The sequence below is a fragment of the Sphingomonas sp. HF-S4 genome (genome assembly GCF_032911445.1).
Classification (GTDB): Bacteria; Pseudomonadota; Alphaproteobacteria; order Sphingomonadales; family Sphingomonadaceae; genus Sphingomonas; species Sphingomonas agrestis.
In genome coordinates, this window is sequence record NZ_JAWJEJ010000002.1 from 678,414 (window position 1) to 695,626 (window position 17,213).

Sequence of the window (17,213 nt, forward strand, 5' to 3'; positions counted from 1 at the left end):
CGCTTATTCCGACGGACGGTCGGGCTTCGGCACGAAACGCGTGATCGGCGCGACGCGCCCGTCCTGATACATAACGACCCCCTCGCTCCGAGGGTCCGCGCCGCCGCTCCAGCGCCCGCCGACTCGTTCGACGGCATTGGCCTTGAGCCCGAGCTGCCCCGAGCGGACCTGCTCGCCCAATGCCTGGAGCGCCGGGATCATCGCGTCGAGCTGGGTGTCGCGCTCGGCGGTGGCCATCGGGCCCGGCGCGAACAGTAATCCCAGGCCAATCGCATCCTGCGAACTCAGCTTCCAGTCGATCACGCCGATGATTGCCTTGGCGACCTGCGCGATGATGGTCGGGCCACCGGCTGCGCCGACCGCGAGGCGCACCTTGCCGTCGGGGCCGTAGACGATCGTCGGCGCCATCGAGCTGCGCGGGCGCTTGCCGCCCTCGATCCGGTTGGCGACGAGGTAGCCGTCGCTCTCGGGCACGATGTCGAAGTCGGTGAGCTCGTTGTTGAGCATCGTCCCGTCGACCGACAGGCCCGATCCCCAGCCGCCCTCGATCGTCGTCGTCACCTGCGCGACATTGCCCGCGCCATCGGCGACCGACAGCGAGGTGGTGCCCGAGACTTCGTTGGGCGTGACGCGCTTGCGCGCCGGCGCGCCCTTCGGCGTGCCCGGCACGATATTGGCGATGCTGGTCTTGGGGCTGATCAGCGCCGAGCGGCCGGCGAGATACTTCGCATCGAGCAGTCCCTTGAGCGGCACGTCGACGAAATCGGGATCGCCGAGATAGAGGTTGCGGTCGGCAAAGGCGAGGCGTGTCGATTCGGCGAACAGATGCCAGGCGACGGGCGAATCCTTGCCCAGCTTCGCCATGTCGAAGCGCTCGAGCTGCTTGAGGATCATCAGCACCGCGATCCCGCCCGACGACGGCGGCGCCATCGAGCACACCTTGTACTTCCGGTAGCTGCCGCACAGCACCGGCCGCTCCTTGGCCTCGTATGCGGCAAGGTCGCCCACGGTCATCTTCGAGGGATTGCGCGCCGCGTTGTTGACCGTGTCGATCAGCTTCTGCGCCTGCGGGCCGACATAGAAGCTGTCCGGGCCGAGCTTCGCGACGCGTTCGAGCAGGTCGGCCTGTTGCGGATTGCGCGCGATCGCGCCGGCCGCCAGCGGCTTGCCGTCGGGACCGGCATAGAGCGCGCGCGTCGCCGGCGAGACATGGCTGGAATAGGCGCGCAGCGCATTGGCGAGGCGGGGCGAAACCGGGAAGCCCTCGCGCGCCAGCCGGATCGCGGGCGTGAACAACTCGGCCCAGGCCAGCTTGCCGTTCTTGTCGTGCGCCAGCGCCATTGCGCGCAACGTGCCCGGCACGCCGACGCTGCGCCCGCCCGGTATCGCGTCGCGGATGCCGAGCGGCTTGCCGTCAGCGTAGAACCAGTGGCCGTCCGCGGCCATCGGCGCCGCCTCGCGCCCGTCGACCGTGATCGTCACCTTCTTCTTGGCGTCATAGACCACGAAGAACGCGCCGCCGCCGATCCCGGCGCTCTGCGGCTCGACCACGTTGAGCGCGAGCATCGTCGCGATCGCCGCATCGGTCGCGGTGCCGCCTTTTCGCAGGATCTCGACCCCCGCCGCGGCGGCTCTGGGGTCCGCGGCGCTGACGATTCCCTGCGCCGAAGCGGCGAAGGGCAGGAACAGGGCAATCAGCAGCGCGACCATCTTTTTCATGGCCCCAGCCGTAGCCCGCTTTGGCGTGCCGGCAAAGACGCTACGTCAGCGCGCGCGCGATCGCCCGCGCCAGCCCGGGACCGCGATAGACCAAGGCGCTGTAGATCTGGACGAGCGCCGCGCCGGCATCGATCCGCCGCTTGGCTTCGTCGGGCCCGTCGATCCCGCCTGCCGAGATCAGCGGCAGTGCCCCGCCGCTCGCCTCGCGCGCCTCGATCAGCTTGGCCAGTGCCAGTTCGCGCAGCGGTGCTCCCGAAAGCCCGCCGGCCTCGCCCGCATGCTTCGACTGCAATGCAGGCCGCGAGATCGTGGTATTCGACACGATCAACGCGTCGATCCGATTGTCGATCGCCGCGCGCACCGCGCCTTCGATCCCTGCCCGGTCGAGGTCGGGCGCGATTTTCAGGAACAGCGGCGTGCTGCCCCGCGCCGCGTCGCAGGCCGCAAGCAATTCGTCGAGCGCAGGCCGCGACTGGAGATCGCGCAACCCCGGCGTGTTGGGAGAGCTGACATTGATCGTCAGATAATCGCCAAAATGCGCCGCTTTCCGCACACATTCGGCATAATCGGCAACGCGATCGGTCGAATCCTTGTTCGCCCCCACATTGATCCCCAGCACCCCCGCGCGCCCGGGCATCGCCGCGATCTGCGCCAGCGCCGCGTCGATCCCGTCATTGTTGAACCCCATCCGGTTGATCACCGCCGCGTCCTCGGCGAGCCGAAAAAGCCGCGGCTTGGGGTTGCCCGGCTGCGGCCGCAGCGTCAGCGTTCCTACCTCCACCGCCCCGAATCCGAGTCCGAACAGTCCCGCCACCGCCTCGGCATTCTTGTCCATTCCCGCGGCGAGCCCGACCCGGTTGGGAAAGTCGATCCCCGCCACGCGCACCACCCGCGAGTCGCCGCGCGGGGCAAAGGGCACGCCCAGCGCTCCCCAGGCACGCAGCGCGGCGATCGACGCGCGATGGGCGGTCTCGGCATCGAGGGCGAACAGGGCGGAACGGAGCGGATAGGCCATGCCCCGCGCCATCGCATCGAGGCGCGCCCGCGTCAAAATTCACGCAATGTCGAATCCGTCCAATACAGTAGTCTTACGGGGGTCTAGGTAGGTGTTGCGACCCGAGGGGTTTCCGCTTCAACGGGGGGAACCCTTTCCACTGGCCCGGCCGGGTAACACCGGCCGGGTCACTTTTATCTGGCCGTCCTTGTCGATATAGACACGGACGAGACACGGATTCGTGGATCGAGGGGCTTGATTCGTACATGCGGGGCGCAACCAACAGAAAGCCGGCCGTTCGCGACGTCAGCGAAAACGCGCCTGCACCGTCGATCGAAGTCGTCCCCGCCAAGGGCCGGCTGCTGCCGCACGTCGAATCCTATTATCTGTTCCGCTGGGAAGGCGAGGGCGAGATCGAGCGCGCCGAGCGGATCGACTTGGGCCATATCCGCTTCCTGATCCGCGGCGAGGGAGAGATGACCTTCCCCGACGGCCATGTCGAGAAGCTCAAGCCGATCATGGTTGCGGGTCCCGGCACCGCCGCCGCCACGTACAAGATGCGCGGGCCCGTCCTCTGCTTCGGCGTGGTGCTGCGCGCGATCGGCTGGAAGGCGCTGATCGGCATCCCCGCGCACAAGGTTACCGATCACATCATCGACGGCGAGAAATTGTTCTGCGAGCGCGCGCCGAGGCTGCTCGAGCAATTGCGCGGAATGACCGAGCTCGACGAGATGATCTCGGCGATCGCGCCGCAGTTAATCATGCGGCAGGAGGAAGTGAAGCCCGTTCCCGAGGCGCATTTCCCCTTCCTAAGCGCGGTGCGCGAATGGGCCGCGCGCGCCGATCCGACGATCGACGCGCTCTATGCCACGATCGAAGCCAATTCGGGGCTCGGCGAGCGCCAGGTCCAGCGGCTGTGCCTCGAATATTTCGGCGGCCCGCCGACAAAGCTCAAGCGCAAGTTCCGCGCGATCCGCGCCGCGATGCAGATCTTCCAGGGCGCGCCGCTCTCCGACGTGCTCGATCCCTTCTCCGATCAGTCGCACATGATCAACGAGGTCAAGCACTTCACTGGCTACACGCCGACCAATATCCGCGGCAACACCGATCCCGCGCTCGCGCTGACGCTCAAGAACGAAGGACTGCACTTCCTGCCCGAAGTCATTCCCGAACCGGTTGACCTTCGCGCTGCTTGAGCCCATCTGCAATCGGACAGAATCAATCCGATTGATGCCCGTTGCGCTTTCGCGCAGAGGGTGAGCAGGAGCCGATGCGCCTTTCGAGCCTCGCCGACTATGCCGTAGTGATGATGGCCGCCGCCGCGCGCCGTTGCGGCGAATCGTGCCGGCTCAACGCGACTACACTCGCCGCCGATACCGGGCTGCCGCTTCCCACGGTGCAGAAGCTGGTCAGCAAGCTTTCCGCCGCCGGCCTGATCGAAAGCGCGCGCGGCACCGGCGGCGGCTTCCGTCTCGCCCGCCCGGCTGCGGCGATCACCGTCGCCGACATCGTCGAGGCGATCGAGGGGCCGATCGCGCTCACCGCGTGCGTCGATAGCGGCAAGCATGATTGTTGCGTGCAGGAGACGTGCCGGGTCAAACCGCATTGGAATGCCGTCAACGGCGCCGTAAAGGGCGCGCTCGCGGGCATCACGCTCTCCCAACTTTCCGCTGCCCCGGCGTCCGCCGGCGGCCAGCATCCCGAGTCCGTCGATCGGGTCCCGGCGCTTGCCGGGGAACAGGTGTAATATGGCCACGAAGAATGCCGAGGCGCTCGCCGCCGCGAACAAGAAGTATGAATGGGGCTTCGCCTCGGACGTCGAGCAGGAATTCGCGCCCAAGGGGCTGAGCGAAGACACGGTTCGCTATATCAGCGCCAAGAAGAACGAGCCCGAATGGATGCTTGATTGGCGCCTCAAGGCGTTCCGCATCTGGCAGGAGATGGAGCTTCCGCAATGGGCGAAGCTGCAGATTCCGCACATCGATTACCAGGACGCCTATTACTACGCCGAGCCCAAGGCGAAGAAGACGATTGGCAGCCTCGACGAACTCGATCCCGAGATCCTGCGCGTCTACGAGAAGCTCGGCATCCCGATCGAGGAGCAGAAGGTGCTCGCCGGGGTCGAGGGATCGCGAAAGATTGCCGTCGATGCCGTGTTCGACAGCGTCTCGGTCGCCACGACGTTCCGCAAGGAGCTCGAAGAAGCCGGGGTCATCTTCCGCTCGATCAGCGAGGCGATCCGCGAATATCCCGATCTGATCCGCAAATGGCTCGGCAAGGTCGTGCCGGTGCGCGACAATTTCTTCTCGGCGCTCAACGCTGCGGTCTTCTCCGACGGCACCTTCGTCTACGTGCCCGAAGGCGTGCGCTGCCCGATGGAGCTGAGCACCTATTTTCGCATCAATGCGGAGAATACCGGCCAGTTCGAGCGCACGCTGATCGTCGCCGACAAGGGCGCCTACGTCTCGTATCTCGAAGGCTGCACCGCGCCGATGCGCGACGAGAACCAGCTCCACGCTGCGGTGGTCGAGCTGGTCGCGCTCGACGATGCCGAGATCAAATATTCGACCGTGCAGAACTGGTATCCCGGCGACGAGAACGGGCTGGGCGGCATCTTCAACTTCGTCACCAAGCGCGCTTTGTGCGAGGGGACGAACTCGAAGGTCAGCTGGACCCAGGTCGAGACCGGCAGCGCGATCACCTGGAAATACCCCAGCTGCGTCCTCAAGGGCGATGGCTCGGTCGGCGAATTCTATTCGGTCGCGGTGACCAACGGCCGCCAACAGGCCGATACCGGCACCAAGATGCTCCATATCGGCAAGAATACGCGCTCGACGATCGTGTCGAAGGGCATTTCGGCGGGCCGCAGCGACAACACCTATCGCGGCAAGGTGCTGGTCAATGCCGGCGCCGAGAATGTCCGCAACTTCACTCAGTGCGACAGCCTGCTGCTCGGCGACCAGTGCGGCGCGCACACCGTGCCGTATATCGAGGTCAAGAACCCGAGCGCACAGATCGAGCACGAGGCGACCACTTCCAAGATCAGCGAGGACCAGCTCTTCTACGCGATGCAGCGCGGGCTCGACCAGGAGGCGGCCGTTGCGCTGATCGTCAACGGCTTTGCGCGCGAAGTGCTCAAGCAGCTCCCGATGGAGTTCGCCGTCGAGGCGCAGAAGCTGCTGGGGATATCGCTGGAGGGTTCCGTTGGTTGACCGTTATTCCGGAATGACGGTCAATGAGCGCCTCTTCGCTGCGGGCGTACTGTCGAAATATGAGGCCGCCGTGGCTCGCGAGGACCGCGAGGCGATTGCCCATATTCTTGCGGGCGTAGGGTTGGTGCGCGATGCCGATGGTATGCACCACGACATAGCGTCCAGAAGCGAAAACCGCTGATGCTGGCGTTGCTCCTTCTTCTCGCGCAGGACGTGCCTGCCGCGCCGCCTGCTACCGAGGGGCAGGAGGAGGAGGAGGAGATCGTCGTGCGCGCGACCTTCGGGCACACCACGATGCTGTTCGACAAGGGCACCGACGGCCGCTTGCGCAATTGCCGGATCATGGTGTCGAGCGGCAGCCAGCGGCGTGACACCAATGCGTGCCAGGCGACGCCGGTCTGCTACGCCAAGACCGCCGACGAAGTGACCGATTGCCGCGATTTCGTCGAGCTTGCCGCCGTCGCCATGCCCGCGGAGCCGCGCCCGGCGACTTCATCGGTGCCGCAGACCTTCGTCCTGCCCAAGCTCAACGAGCCCAGGCCTTCGCTCGCCGAAGGGCAGGCGGGGCCGCTCGGGCTCCAGGAGCCGAGCCGTGAGACCGAGCGCCAGCGCGTCAAGCTGCCGCCGCTGCCCCGGCCGCCGTCGGACGGCCCGGTGATCCGCGTCGGTCCGGCCAGGGAGGTCGGCGAATGATCTGCGCCAGTCAGCGCCGGGCAAGCCTCGTCCGGCTACAGCCACACACGGGGCGGATGTTCGCGCCCCTGGGAGTATCGCAATGACCTTCGCACTTCTGCTCGCGCTCGCCGCGCCCCAGGCCGCCGGCGGCGTCGCCGTCGACAGCGTGCCGCAGATCGGCATCGCCACCAAGCACGCCCGCTGCATCGTCCGCCAGGTCGGCGTCGCGCCGGGCGAGGATGGCGCGCGTGCCGCCAAGGTCGCCGATGCGGTCAAGGGCTGCCGCGCCTTTGCCGAGGGCGATTTCACGCAGGGCCGGATCACCGTCGGTGATCGCCCGGTCAACAAGCGCTGGTGGGGCCGGATGCAGGGCATCCTCGATTCGGTCGAGGCCGATGTCTCGGCGGCGATCGTCCAGTCCAAACAATACAAGATCATCTGGGAGCTGCCCGATGGCGGCCGCGTCGATGCCTATAACGCCCCGGAGCCGCTGACCTCGGTCAAGCTGCTAACAGTGCCGCTATGACGCTGCTCGCGGCATTGCTTCTCGCGCCTGTTGTGCAAGAGGCGCCGTCCGTCGACCTGTCGGCGGAAGAGATCGTCGTGCAGGCTCGCCAGGAACGGATGCGAGTCAGCCTCCGCTACGATCGCAAGCGTCGGGTGCGCGGCTGTGCAATCGCGAAGACCAGCGGCGACGCGGCGTTCGATCGTGCTGTCTGTGAGACCGCTGTCGCCTGCGCACGCACTGTGCCCGCGGAGAGCGCGGAGGCGATCCGCGCTTGTGCCCGCCCGAAGCTGCTCGCCTTCGCGCGCGCCCAGATCGACCAGGAAGAACAGGAATAATGCTTACCATCACCGACCTGCGCGCCGAAATCGACGGCAAGGAAATCCTCAAGGGGCTCAGCCTTACCGTCAATGCGGGCGAAGTCCATGCGATCATGGGGCCCAATGGCGCGGGCAAGTCGACGCTCGGCTATGTGCTGGGCGGGCGCCCCAATTACGAAGCGACCGGTGGCAGCGTGACCTTCGGCGGCGAGGATCTGCTCGACATGGACGCGCATGCGCGCGCCGCGGCTGGCCTGTTCCTCGGCTTCCAATATCCGGTCGAGATCCCCGGCATCTCGAACGTCCAGTTCCTCCGCGAGGCGCTCAACAGCCAGCGCCGTGCGCGCGGCGAGGCGCCGCTGTCGGGCGGCGAGTTCCTCAAGCTCGCAAGGGCGCAGGCAGACGCGCTCGGCATGGACCAGGAAATGCTCAAGCGCCCGGTCAATGTCGGCTTTTCGGGCGGCGAGAAGAAGCGCAACGAGATGGTTCAGATGGGCATCCTCGGCCCCAGGCTGGCGATCCTCGACGAGACCGATAGCGGGCTCGACATCGATGCGCTCAAGGCGGTCGGCGACGGCATCAACCGGATCATGCGCGCGCCCGACAAGGCGGTGATCCTGATCACCCATTATCAGCGCCTGCTCGATTATGTGCAGCCCGATTTCGTCCACGTCCTCGAAGCCGGCCGTATCACGCGCACCGGCGGCCCCGAACTCGCGCTCCAGCTCGAGCGCGAAGGCTATGGAGTGGCGGCGTGAAGGGCTCTACGCCTCGTCATGCTGAACTTGTTTCAGCATCCATTGCGCAACAAGCGAAGACGTCCCCCGTGGAGGGTTGGACCCTGAAACAAGTTCAGGGTGACGGGGAATGAGTTCGGTCCTCGAACTCCCCACGCCGAAGCTCGAAGAGTGGCGGTGGGCCGATATGCAGGCGCTGCGCGCCGCCGCCGATACCGTGCCGCGCGACTCTGGGATCAAGCCCGCCGACCTGTTCCTCGACGTTGAGGGCCCGCGTCTGCTCTTCGTCGACGGCGTGTTCGAGCCCGCGCATAGCCGCCCGGGCCCGGTCAAGGTCGCGCGCTTCGCGCCCGAGACCGCGCACCCGCTCGGCAGCATGGCAGAGGGCGAGGGCTGGGTGCTCTCGCTCGACCCGCAAGTCGCAATGACCGGCATCCAGATCGTCCATCTCGGCTCGGGCGGCGAGAGTCACGTCCCCGCGCGGATCATGCTCGCCGAAGACGCCGTCGCGACGATCACCGAGACCTATGCCGGCAGCGGCTGGGCCAATCGCATCACCCAGATGCACCTTGCCCGCGGCGCCCGGCTGATGCGCGCGGTGCGGCTGGTCCAGGCCGACGGCTTCGTCTCGATCCGCGACGAGGCGCAGGTCGGCGAGGCGGCGAGCCTCGTCTCGATCTTCCTCGGTGCCGGCGGGATGGGCACGCGGATCGACGGCGCGCTGACGCTCACCGGCAAGGGCGCGTTCGCCGAGATGGGCGGCGCCTTGCTGACCTCGGGCACCCAGAAGCAGGAAGCCGCGGTCGCGGTACGCCACGAGGCGATCGAAGGCAGTTCGCGGCAATTGTGGCGCGCAGTCGCCGCCAATCGGTCGGCCGCGAGCCTCGCCGCGCGGGTCGAAGTTGCCCGCCATGCCCAGCAGACCGATGGCGAGCAGTCGCTGCGCGGCCTGCTCCTCGATCGCGGCGCGACGGTGAACCTCAAGCCCGAGCTCGAGATCTTCGCCGACGACGTGAAGTGCGCGCACGGCGCCACCGTGGGCGAGCTCGACAAGCGCGCCTTGTTCTATCTCCAGAGCCGCGGCGTCCCCGAGTCCCGCGCCAAGGCGCTGCTCACGCATGCCTTCGTCGCCGAGGCGCTGTCGCGGATCGGCGAAGAAGCAGTTCGCGCGGCGTTCGAAGCCGATGCCGAGCGCTGGCTGGAGGCTGCACTGTGATGGCCTTCTTCCGCCGTCATGCTGAACTTGTTTCAGCATCCAACGTGCAGCAACCGAGGACGTCGCTCGTGGAGGGTTGGACCCTGAAACAAGTTCAGGGTGACGCAGAATGAGTGTGACGACCGACACCCGTCCCCTCGACGTCCTCACCGATTTCCCGGCGATCCCGGCGGGCTGGGCATATCTCGACACCGCGGCGACCTCGCAAAAGCCCCGGCCCGTGCTCGACGCGATCAATCGCGGCTATGGCGAGACCTACGCCACCGTCCATCGCGGCGTATACCAGCGCTCGGCCGACATGACGCTGGCGTTCGAGGCAGCGCGCGAGCGGGTGGCGCAGTTCATCGGCGGCCAGCCGAACGAGACGATCTTCGTCCGCGGCGCGACCGAGGGGATCAACCTCGTCGCGCAGTGCTGGGCGGGCACCCAGCTCCGCCCCGGCGATCGCATCCTGCTCTCGACGCTCGAGCACCACTCGAACATCGTCCCCTGGCAGATGGTCGCCGAGAAGGTCGGCGCCGAAATCGACGTGATCCCGCTCACCGCCGACCACCGCATCGACCTCGACGCGATGGCCGCGATGATCACGCCGGCGCACAAGCTCGTCGCGCTCGCGCACGTCTCGAACGTCCTCGGCTCGGTGCTCGACGCACGGCGCGCGACCGAGATTGCCCATTCGGTCGGCGCCAGGATCCTGCTCGACGGCTGCCAGGCAGTCCCGCGGCTGCCGGTGAACGTCGCCGAGATCGGCTGCGACTTCTACGTCTTCTCGGGTCACAAGCTCTACGGCCCCACCGGGATCGGCGTGCTGTGGGGCAAAGCCGAACTGCTCGACGCGATGCCCCCCTATCAGGGCGGCGGATCGATGATCGACCGCGTCACCTTCGCCAGGACGACCTACGCGCCGCCGCCCGGACGCTTCGAGGCGGGCACCCCGCACATCGTTGGCGTGCTCGGGCTCCACGCGGCGATGGATTATGTCGAGGGCATCGGGCTGGACCGTATCCACGCCCACGAGACCGCGCTGGTGACCCAGGCGCGCGAGGCGCTCGGCCAGATCAACAGCGTTCGCCTGTTCGGCCCCGACGACAGCGCAGGAATCGTCAGTTTCGCCGTCGAGGGGGTGCATCCGCACGACGTCGCCACCATCTTGGACGAAGGCAGCGTAGCGATCCGCGCGGGGCATCATTGCGCACAGCCGCTGATGGATGCGCTCGGCGTGCCGGCGACGGCGCGGGCGAGCTTCGGGGTGTATAACGGCGCGGACGATATCGCCGCGTTGGTCAAGGGTATCGAACGGGTGACGAGGATTTTCGGGTGAACGAGGAACGCAGGATCGCAGTCGAGCAGGTCGACGCCGTCGAAGCTCCGCCCAAGGCGCGCGTGGAAGACGTTCTCGATGCCCCCACCGAAACATCGGCGGGCGTGACGGAGACCTTCGAGCGCAAGCGCGACTATCTGACCGGCTTCCTCCAGCAGAAGCCCGAGCCGCATCCCGCGGGCGAGCCCGGCGGCGCGCTCTACGAGTCCGTGATCGAGGCGCTCAAGGAGATTTACGATCCCGAAATCCCGGTGAACATCTACGATTTGGGGCTGATCTACAGCGTCGACATCACGGCCGACGGCCATGCCTCGGTGCAGATGACGCTCACCACCCCGCATTGCCCGGTGGCGGAATCGATGCCCGGCGAAGTCGAGCTACGCGTCGGATCGGTGCCCGGGATCGGCCATGCCGAAGTCAATCTCGTCTGGGATCCGCCCTGGGATCCGCAGAAGATGACCGACGACGCCAAGCTCGAACTGGGAATGCTCTGATGGTCAGCGTCCGCACCCGCCCCGCCGCGCTCAACCTTACCCCTGCGGCTGAGCAGCGCATCGCCGACCTGATGGCCAAGGCGCCCGAGGGCACCGTGGGCGTCAAGCTGTCGACCCCGCGCCGCGGCTGTTCGGGGCTCGCTTATTCGGTCGACTACGTCACCGAAGCCAAGGCGTTCGACGAGAAGATCGAGACGCCGGGCGGCACCTTCTATGTCGATGGCAGCTCGATCCTCTATCTGATCGGCTCGACGATGGACTGGGTCGAGGACGATTTCACGGCGGGCTTCACCTTCCAGAACCCCAATGCCAAGGGCAGCTGCGGCTGCGGCGAGAGCTTCACCGTCTAGGCCGCCAGCTTCCCGCGCATTCCCGCCGCCATATCGGCGTAGAAAGCCGCCTCGTCGTCGATCCCGAGCGATTCATACAGCATCGCGAGGTTCTGCGCGGCGAGGTGGCTGCCGCAGCCCTCGGTCGAGCCGTCGAGGTCGGGCCGCTCGCCGATCTCCAGGCACCGCTTCCAGCTCCCCTCGACGACCGGCAGCAGCTCGGCCATCGCGATCTCGGGCTGGCGGCTCGCGGCCTCGAGATAGAGGTCGGCGACCGCGAAGAAGAAATCGGGCGAGCGCTGCCAATGCATATGCTCGGCATCGGCGAACGCCCGTCCCTCGTCGAGCCGCCCGGCGCGCTTGAGCGCCTGGAGCAATGTGACGACGATGCCGTGGCGATAGGCGGTATCCTGCGTGCTGGTGCGATGCGCGGTCCACAGCGCCTCGACCGCCTCGTCCGGCTGGCCGCGCACCAGATGCTCGCGGCCGAGCTGGTACCAAAGATACGAATCGCCCGGATTGGCCTCCAGCTCGGCGCGCAGGATCGCCTCGTTGCGCCCTGCCTTCCGCGCGAGCTGGGCCTCCTCGAACCCGTCATGGCGCAGCATCAGCGGTAGCAGCACCATCGGCAGCGACGACACCGGCTGTTCGTGTATCCGCCCCTCGTAGCGCACGCCGCGCGGCAGCACCCGCGGGATGAACTTCCGCGTCACTGGCTGGTCGGGGCTGCTGCGATTGACGATCCGCACGCAGCCGACGAAGCGCGCGGGAGCAGGGGCGGGGGGCAGTGTCCGGGCACCCAGCGCGCTCGCATCGCCCTCGAGCCAGTCGTCAGCGTCGAGGATGAGGTTCCAGTCGGCATCCGAATGCGCCAGCGCGGCGTTTCGCGCGGCGGCGAAGTCGTCGCACCAGTCGAAATGATGCACCGTCGCGCCGCAGGCCTGCGCAATCGCGACGGTGTCGTCGGTCGATCCGGTGTCGAGCACGATCATCGCATCGACATAAGGCCGCGCACTGGTCAGGCAGCGCGAGATGCAGCGTGCCTCGTTGCGAGCGATCACGACGAGCGCCAATCGGGGCATTCCAACTCCTTCCATGACACAAGCGGACCCATGTCATTATAGGACGTGCGACAGCCGAACCGCGTCCGCCCCCGACATCGGCATTTATGGAGAGACACGATGCCCTATCCGCAGCCCTGGACCGCCGATCCCGCGCGTTATGACGGCCGCATGCCCTATCGGCGCACCGGTCGCTCGGGGCTCGATTTGCCGGCGATCAGCCTCGGCCTCTGGCAGAATTTCGGCGGCACCGACGTGTTCGAGACCGGCCGCGCGATGCTCCGCCGCGCGTTCGACCGCGGCGTCACCCATTTCGACCTCGCCAACAATTACGGGCCGCCCTACGGCTCGGCGGAGGAGAATTTCGGCCGCGTGCTGGCGACCGACTTTGCCGCGCACCGCGACGAGCTGATCGTCTCGACCAAAGCGGGCTGGGACATGTGGCCGGGGCCCTATGGCGATGTCGGCGGCAGCCGGAAATACCTGATCGCCTCGTGCGACCAGAGCCTCAAGCGGATGGGGCTCGATTATGTCGATATCTTCTATTCGCACCGCGTCGATCCCAAGACCCCGCTCGAGGAGACGATGGGCGCGCTCGCGCACCTCCATCGCCAGGGCAAGGCGCTGTACGTCGGCATCTCCAGCTACTCGCCCGAACTCACTCGCCAGGCCGCGGCGATCCTCGCCGAGCACAAGGTGCCCTTGCTCATCCACCAGCCGAGCTATTCGATGCTCAATCGCTGGGTGGAGGACGAACTGCTCGACACGCTCGGCGATCTCGGCACCGGCTGCATCGCCTTCTCGCCTCTCGCCCAGGGCATGCTGACGTCCAAATACCTCAAGGGCGTGCCGGAAGATGCGCGCGCGGCACGCGGCGGCTCGCTCAACCAGCGGCTGCTCAGCGACGAGAACCTTTCCCGCATTCGCGCGCTCAACGACATCGCGTCGAAGCGCGGCCAGACGCTCGCGCAAATGGCGATCGCCTGGGTGCTGCGCGATCCCCGCGTCACCTCGGCGCTGGTCGGCGCGCGCACCGTCCAGCAGCTCGACGATTCGCTCGACGCCGTAAACAATCTGGATTTCAGTCCCGAGGAGCTTGCCGCAATCGACGTGCATGCAACCGAAGGCGCGATCGATCTTTGGAAGGTCTCGAGCACGTTAGAGGATCTACCCCAACGATGAGCGTCGCCTTCCGCCGCGAGAGCGACGAGGAACATAAGGAACCCAAGTTCGAAATCCCGCTTCCCGCGGGCCCGAACCTCGTCACTGCGCGTGGCCTCGCGCTGACCCAGGCCAGGGTCGCCGAACTCGAAGCGGCGGTCGCTGCCGAGCCGGAGGAAGCGGCGCGCGAAGTCCTCAAGCGCGAGCTGCGCTACTGGAACACCCGCCGCACCACCGCCGAGATCGCGCCGCCCCCCGAGGACGGCGTGGTCGGCATCGGCTCGCGCGTGCGTATAAAGCTGGCGGGCAAGGAGCGGGTGATCGACGTGGTCGGCCATGACGAAGCCGACCCGCATGCCGATCGCCTCGCTTTCTCGGCCCCGCTCGCCAACGCGCTGCTGGGCGCCGAAGAGGGCGAGCGCGTCGATTTCAACGGTCGGGCGGAAGCGATCGAGATCCTTGAGGTTTCCGCGATCCCGGACTGACTGGTGGCACGCGTCCTGTCTGGGGTTCCCCTCCGTTCGTGCTGAGCTTGTCGAAGCACCGTTCTTCTTCTCCCGCGCAGGAAAGGCAGAACGGCCCTTCGACAAGTTCAGGGCAAACGGGATTGGCGGACAGCATCGCCCCAAAAAAGAAAACCGCCGCTCCATCGCTGGAGCGGCGGCTTCTTTTCGTACCCGAAGGAAGTGGGCTTAGAAGCCCACCACCAGCGAACCGATGAAGGTGCGCGGATAGCCGATCTGCGAGTTCGGCGCGCTGCCGTAGTTCGTGATCGTGCCGTTCGGGCTGAAGGTCGGACCCTGGTTGATGTTGCCCTGGAAGCCACCCACGAACAGCTCGTCGAACACGTTCAGGACGTTGAGCTGGAAGAAGGTGTTCTTGTTCAGACCGGCCCATTCGAGGCCGACGCGGGCGTTGAGGTCGACCAGCGTGTAGGCCGGGGTCTTGGTGCCGAACACTTCGTAGGTGGTGCCGGCGACGATCGCACGGACCGGCTCGTTGGTGTCGTAGACGTAGCGCGGACCGGTGCGCTTGACGTTGACGCCGAGATCGACCGGACCGATCGAGCCCTGGGCGCCGCCGCCGAAGGTGTAGACGGGCGAGCCCGCTTCACGCTTGCCAGCGGTCGGAGCGTAGATCGGCGAACCGACCGGGCCGAGCGGACCCGCTGCGGTGGTGCGGCCCACGACCACGTCGTTCTGGATCTCCGAGTCGAGGTACGAACCGAAGGCGTAGACGCTGAACTCGGGGATCGGGCGGAAGGCGACCGAACCGTCGAAGCCGAACTTCTTCACCGTGCCCAGGTTGCGATAGATCGAGCGCTCGAGCTCGACGTCGTACGACTGCGCGAGACGGTTCTTATAGTCGGTGTACCAGGCGACGGCCTGCGCCTGCACCTTCGACGAACGATAGCGGATGCCGGTATCGAAATTGTCGGTGGTCTCGGGCGCCGGGTTGGCCTGGGCCGCCGTCGAGGGGAAGTAGAACGAGTTGTACAGATTGTCCGTGCCGGGGACCTGGATGCTCTTCGAATAATTGCCGAACAGCGAGAAGTTGCTGCTGATGTCGGCGACGTAGCCGATGCTCGGAAGCGCCTTCTTGTAGTTCAGGATGCGCTGCTGCGGCCCCTGGGTCGGGAATGCGGGAAGCACGCCGACTGCCGGCTGGGTCGGAGTGCCGGCCAGCCACGCTGCTTGTGCGGCTGCGTCGTCGGTGAAGCACTCGACAAAGCCTGCAGCGCTCGAAGTGATGCAGTTGTTGGTCAGGTTGCGCTTGAGGAACGGCAGGCCGAGACCCGCGGTGATGTGCACCGTGTCGTCGAAGAAGTTGCCGTTATACTCGGCCGCGACCTTGTGGAGGATCGCGAACGACAGGCGGTCGCGGCGCTGGAGCACGCGGCCATTGGCATCGGTGAGCCCGTTGTTGACCGGGAAGACGTCGACCGGTTTGCCATTGAGCTGCAGATAGCCGGTCTCGCCGGTCTGACGGTGACGCGCGCGGTCATAGGTGTAGGCGAGACGGACGGTCTGGTCCGGGGTGATCTCGTAACGGATCGATGCGATCACGCCGATACGGTGGGTCTGGGTCTGGTTCGGTGCGACCAGGCGGATCGTGTCGAGCAGGTCGCCGTCGCCGTTGAGATCACGGCCGAAATACGGAATGCCGCCGATATAGCCGGTCTGGCAGTTCACCGCCACGCCGTTCGCGGTGGTGTTGCAGTTGGCTGCGCCACCCGCCGGGAACACGTCGCGACGCGCTTCCTGGCCGACGACGGTGCCGCCGCCATTGGCCTTCACATACTGGTAGCTCGGATCGACATAGAGCGTCAGGCCGTCGGCCAGCGTGAAGCGCGAACCGACGCGGATGTTGCCGGTGTTCGACGGGTTGAAGCGCTCGTCGAAGATCGAGCCGCAGGTGTTCGCGGTATCGGCGACGCCGGGACGCGCGGTGTTGGTGATCGAGCAATCGGCGACCGTGTATTCGCGCTCGTCGGTGGTGATCGGGAAGCGGTTCGAGCTGTTCGGGCCGACGACGCGGCCGCCGGTCACTGCCGCGGTGTCGGTGCGCAGCGGCACCGAGCCCTGGAAGTTGTTGCGGTTCTCGTTGTAATGGCCGGCGATCGAGATGAAGTCGCCGTTCGAGCCGATCGGCTGGTAGAGGCGGCCGTTATACTGCTGCTTCTCGACCTTGGCGTCCGCGTTGAACGGCGAGCGGTTGCGCGCGGTGCTGGCGGCGAAGAAGGCGCGGGTGCCGAACGAAGTGAACTCGCCCGTATCGACCATGCCGAAGATGCGGAAGAAGTCGAAGTCGCCGGCCGAGCCCGAGAGCTTCACGCCGAAATCCTGGCCCGGCAGGCGGGTGCGGTAGTTGACGGTCGAACCGGTCGCGCCCGCGGTCGGGCTGTCGATGTCGGTGGTGCCGAGGTTGACGTTGACCTGCTCGATCAGCTCGGGATCGAGCTGCTGGTTCGAATAGATCGCATAGTTGCCCGAGTCGTTCAGCGGAACGCCGTCGAAGGTCTGGCTGATGCGGCTCGAGTCGAAGCCACGGATCGTGAGCGTGCCGCCCGACGAACCGAACGGATCGTTGTTCTGGAAGCTGACGCCCGGAAGCTGATTGATGATGTCGTTGACCGACTGGCCCGGCGCCTGGCGCTGGATGAACTCCTGGGTCAGGACGCCCTTGGCCTTCGACGTATCGGGAACAATGACGCCGGAGACGCCGTTATCGACGCGGCTGCCCGTGACGACGATCTCGGTGCCTTCCTCGGAGTCGATCGTGCCCGACGACTGCGCGAAGGCGCTCGCCGGAATCATCAGCGCGGCAAAAGCCACGCCAGCAAAAAGCTTGGTGCGCATTTTAAGAATGTCCCTTTCGGTGTGCTCTGATGCACTGAGTCACGCGGTGCGGTTCACCGTCCGGGCCGCCCATGGAATTCATTTATGTCGAAGCTGTGACAGTCAATCGA

The 17,213-nt window shown here is 66.4% G+C and carries 18 protein-coding genes; 14 read left to right on the forward strand and 4 right to left on the reverse strand.

Features of this window, described 5'->3' with window-relative positions:
• Positions 1-3 precede the first annotated feature (3 nt).
• Together ggt and RZN05_RS19275 are read right to left on the reverse strand one after the other, a co-directional pair.
• A complete protein-coding gene (gene ggt, locus RZN05_RS19270) occupies positions 4-1,719 on the reverse strand; it encodes a gamma-glutamyltransferase (RefSeq protein ID WP_317228302.1) in 1,716 nt (571 codons plus the stop codon).
• 40 nt (positions 1,720-1,759) lie between these two features.
• Positions 1,760-2,734, reverse strand: coding sequence for a quinone-dependent dihydroorotate dehydrogenase (locus RZN05_RS19275; protein WP_317228303.1), 975 nt, complete (start codon positions 2,732-2,734; stop codon positions 1,760-1,762).
• Positions 2,735-2,979: 245 nt separating this feature from the next.
• Here RZN05_RS19275 and RZN05_RS19280 point away from each other — a divergent pair, with 245 nt between their 5' ends.
• From RZN05_RS19280 to RZN05_RS19335, 12 genes are all read left to right on the forward strand, one after another.
• Positions 2,980-3,909, forward strand: coding sequence for a DUF6597 domain-containing transcriptional factor (locus RZN05_RS19280; RefSeq protein WP_317228304.1), 930 nt, complete (start codon positions 2,980-2,982; stop codon positions 3,907-3,909).
• A gap of 74 nt (positions 3,910-3,983) precedes the next feature.
• Positions 3,984-4,460 (forward strand): SUF system Fe-S cluster assembly regulator, encoded by a 477-nt coding sequence (locus RZN05_RS19285; RefSeq protein ID WP_317228305.1) that lies wholly within the window; start codon positions 3,984-3,986, stop codon positions 4,458-4,460.
• A gap of 1 nt (position 4,461) precedes the next feature.
• The gene (sufB, locus tag RZN05_RS19290; RefSeq protein WP_317228306.1) at positions 4,462-5,925 is read left to right on the forward strand and encodes a Fe-S cluster assembly protein SufB; all 1,464 of its coding nucleotides are present in this window, start codon (positions 4,462-4,464) and stop codon (positions 5,923-5,925) included.
• Positions 5,918-6,106, forward strand: a complete 189-nt coding sequence (locus tag RZN05_RS19295; RefSeq protein ID WP_317228307.1) for a hypothetical protein — start codon at positions 5,918-5,920, stop codon at positions 6,104-6,106. Before sufB ends, RZN05_RS19295 begins: the two co-directional genes overlap by 8 nt.
• The gene (locus RZN05_RS19300) at positions 6,106-6,618 is read left to right on the forward strand and encodes a hypothetical protein (RefSeq protein WP_317228308.1); all 513 of its coding nucleotides are present in this window, start codon (positions 6,106-6,108) and stop codon (positions 6,616-6,618) included. The genes RZN05_RS19295 and RZN05_RS19300 overlap by 1 nt, the downstream gene beginning before the upstream one ends.
• Before the next feature lie 82 nt (positions 6,619-6,700).
• Positions 6,701-7,126, forward strand: coding sequence for a hypothetical protein (locus tag RZN05_RS19305; protein ID WP_317228309.1), 426 nt, complete (start codon positions 6,701-6,703; stop codon positions 7,124-7,126).
• Positions 7,123-7,443, forward strand: a complete 321-nt coding sequence (locus tag RZN05_RS19310; RefSeq protein WP_317228310.1) for a hypothetical protein — start codon at positions 7,123-7,125, stop codon at positions 7,441-7,443. The genes RZN05_RS19305 and RZN05_RS19310 overlap by 4 nt, the downstream gene beginning before the upstream one ends.
• Complete coding sequence (gene sufC, locus RZN05_RS19315; protein WP_317228311.1) at positions 7,443-8,183, forward strand: Fe-S cluster assembly ATPase SufC; 741 nt, start codon at positions 7,443-7,445, stop codon at positions 8,181-8,183. The genes RZN05_RS19310 and sufC overlap by 1 nt, the downstream gene beginning before the upstream one ends.
• A gap of 109 nt (positions 8,184-8,292) precedes the next feature.
• A complete protein-coding gene (locus tag RZN05_RS19320; protein ID WP_317228312.1) occupies positions 8,293-9,378 on the forward strand; it encodes a SufB/SufD family protein in 1,086 nt (361 codons plus the stop codon).
• 109 nt (positions 9,379-9,487) lie between these two features.
• The gene (locus tag RZN05_RS19325; protein WP_317228313.1) at positions 9,488-10,699 is read left to right on the forward strand and encodes a cysteine desulfurase; all 1,212 of its coding nucleotides are present in this window, start codon (positions 9,488-9,490) and stop codon (positions 10,697-10,699) included.
• Positions 10,696-11,193, forward strand: coding sequence for an SUF system Fe-S cluster assembly protein (locus RZN05_RS19330; protein WP_317228314.1), 498 nt, complete (start codon positions 10,696-10,698; stop codon positions 11,191-11,193). Before RZN05_RS19325 ends, RZN05_RS19330 begins: the two co-directional genes overlap by 4 nt.
• Positions 11,193-11,543, forward strand: a complete 351-nt coding sequence (locus RZN05_RS19335; RefSeq protein ID WP_317228315.1) for a HesB/IscA family protein — start codon at positions 11,193-11,195, stop codon at positions 11,541-11,543. Before RZN05_RS19330 ends, RZN05_RS19335 begins: the two co-directional genes overlap by 1 nt.
• On the opposite strand, the gene RZN05_RS19340 is transcribed toward RZN05_RS19335, so the two are convergent.
• Positions 11,540-12,604, reverse strand: a complete 1,065-nt coding sequence (locus tag RZN05_RS19340) for a glycosyltransferase (RefSeq protein ID WP_317228316.1) — start codon at positions 12,602-12,604, stop codon at positions 11,540-11,542. The genes RZN05_RS19335 and RZN05_RS19340 overlap by 4 nt on opposite strands.
• Positions 12,605-12,703: 99 nt before the next feature.
• Here RZN05_RS19340 and mgrA point away from each other — a divergent pair, with 99 nt between their 5' ends.
• Together mgrA and RZN05_RS19350 are read left to right on the forward strand one after the other, a co-directional pair.
• Positions 12,704-13,765, forward strand: a complete 1,062-nt coding sequence (mgrA, locus tag RZN05_RS19345; protein WP_317228317.1) for an L-glyceraldehyde 3-phosphate reductase — start codon at positions 12,704-12,706, stop codon at positions 13,763-13,765.
• Positions 13,762-14,229, forward strand: coding sequence for a GreA/GreB family elongation factor (locus RZN05_RS19350; RefSeq protein WP_317228318.1), 468 nt, complete (start codon positions 13,762-13,764; stop codon positions 14,227-14,229). Before mgrA ends, RZN05_RS19350 begins: the two co-directional genes overlap by 4 nt.
• Before the next feature lie 207 nt (positions 14,230-14,436).
• On the opposite strand, the gene RZN05_RS19355 is transcribed toward RZN05_RS19350, so the two are convergent.
• Positions 14,437-17,103 carry a TonB-dependent receptor gene (locus RZN05_RS19355; protein WP_317228319.1) on the reverse strand — a complete coding sequence of 889 codons (2,667 nt, stop codon included), beginning with the start codon at positions 17,101-17,103 and terminating at the stop codon, positions 14,437-14,439.
• Between the last annotated feature and the right edge of the window lie 110 nt (positions 17,104-17,213).

Excerpts from the sequence above, each read along its gene's own strand:
- sufC (WP_317228311.1), top strand. The coding sequence starts at position 7,443 with ATGCTTACCATCACCGACCTGCGCGCCGAAATCGACGGCAAGGAAATC.
- RZN05_RS19300 (WP_317228308.1), top strand. The coding sequence starts at position 6,106 with ATGCTGGCGTTGCTCCTTCTTCTCGCGCAGGACGTGCCTGCCGCGCCG.
- ggt (WP_317228302.1), bottom strand. The coding sequence starts at position 1,719 with ATGAAAAAGATGGTCGCGCTGCTGATTGCCCTGTTCCTGCCCTTCGCC.
- RZN05_RS19285 (WP_317228305.1), top strand. The coding sequence starts at position 3,984 with ATGCGCCTTTCGAGCCTCGCCGACTATGCCGTAGTGATGATGGCCGCC.
- RZN05_RS19325 (WP_317228313.1), top strand. The coding sequence starts at position 9,488 with ATGAGTGTGACGACCGACACCCGTCCCCTCGACGTCCTCACCGATTTC.
- mgrA (WP_317228317.1), top strand. The coding sequence starts at position 12,704 with ATGCCCTATCCGCAGCCCTGGACCGCCGATCCCGCGCGTTATGACGGC.
- RZN05_RS19280 (WP_317228304.1), top strand. The coding sequence starts at position 2,980 with ATGCGGGGCGCAACCAACAGAAAGCCGGCCGTTCGCGACGTCAGCGAA.
- RZN05_RS19275 (WP_317228303.1), bottom strand. The coding sequence starts at position 2,734 with ATGGCCTATCCGCTCCGTTCCGCCCTGTTCGCCCTCGATGCCGAGACC.
- RZN05_RS19305 (WP_317228309.1), top strand. The coding sequence starts at position 6,701 with ATGACCTTCGCACTTCTGCTCGCGCTCGCCGCGCCCCAGGCCGCCGGC.
- RZN05_RS19340 (WP_317228316.1), bottom strand. The coding sequence starts at position 12,604 with ATGCCCCGATTGGCGCTCGTCGTGATCGCTCGCAACGAGGCACGCTGC.
- RZN05_RS19310 (WP_317228310.1), top strand. The coding sequence starts at position 7,123 with ATGACGCTGCTCGCGGCATTGCTTCTCGCGCCTGTTGTGCAAGAGGCG.
- RZN05_RS19355 (WP_317228319.1), bottom strand. The coding sequence starts at position 17,103 with ATGCGCACCAAGCTTTTTGCTGGCGTGGCTTTTGCCGCGCTGATGATT.
- RZN05_RS19335 (WP_317228315.1), top strand. The coding sequence starts at position 11,193 with ATGGTCAGCGTCCGCACCCGCCCCGCCGCGCTCAACCTTACCCCTGCG.
- sufB (WP_317228306.1), top strand. The coding sequence starts at position 4,462 with ATGGCCACGAAGAATGCCGAGGCGCTCGCCGCCGCGAACAAGAAGTAT.
- RZN05_RS19350 (WP_317228318.1), top strand. The coding sequence starts at position 13,762 with ATGAGCGTCGCCTTCCGCCGCGAGAGCGACGAGGAACATAAGGAACCC.
- RZN05_RS19320 (WP_317228312.1), top strand. The coding sequence starts at position 8,293 with ATGAGTTCGGTCCTCGAACTCCCCACGCCGAAGCTCGAAGAGTGGCGG.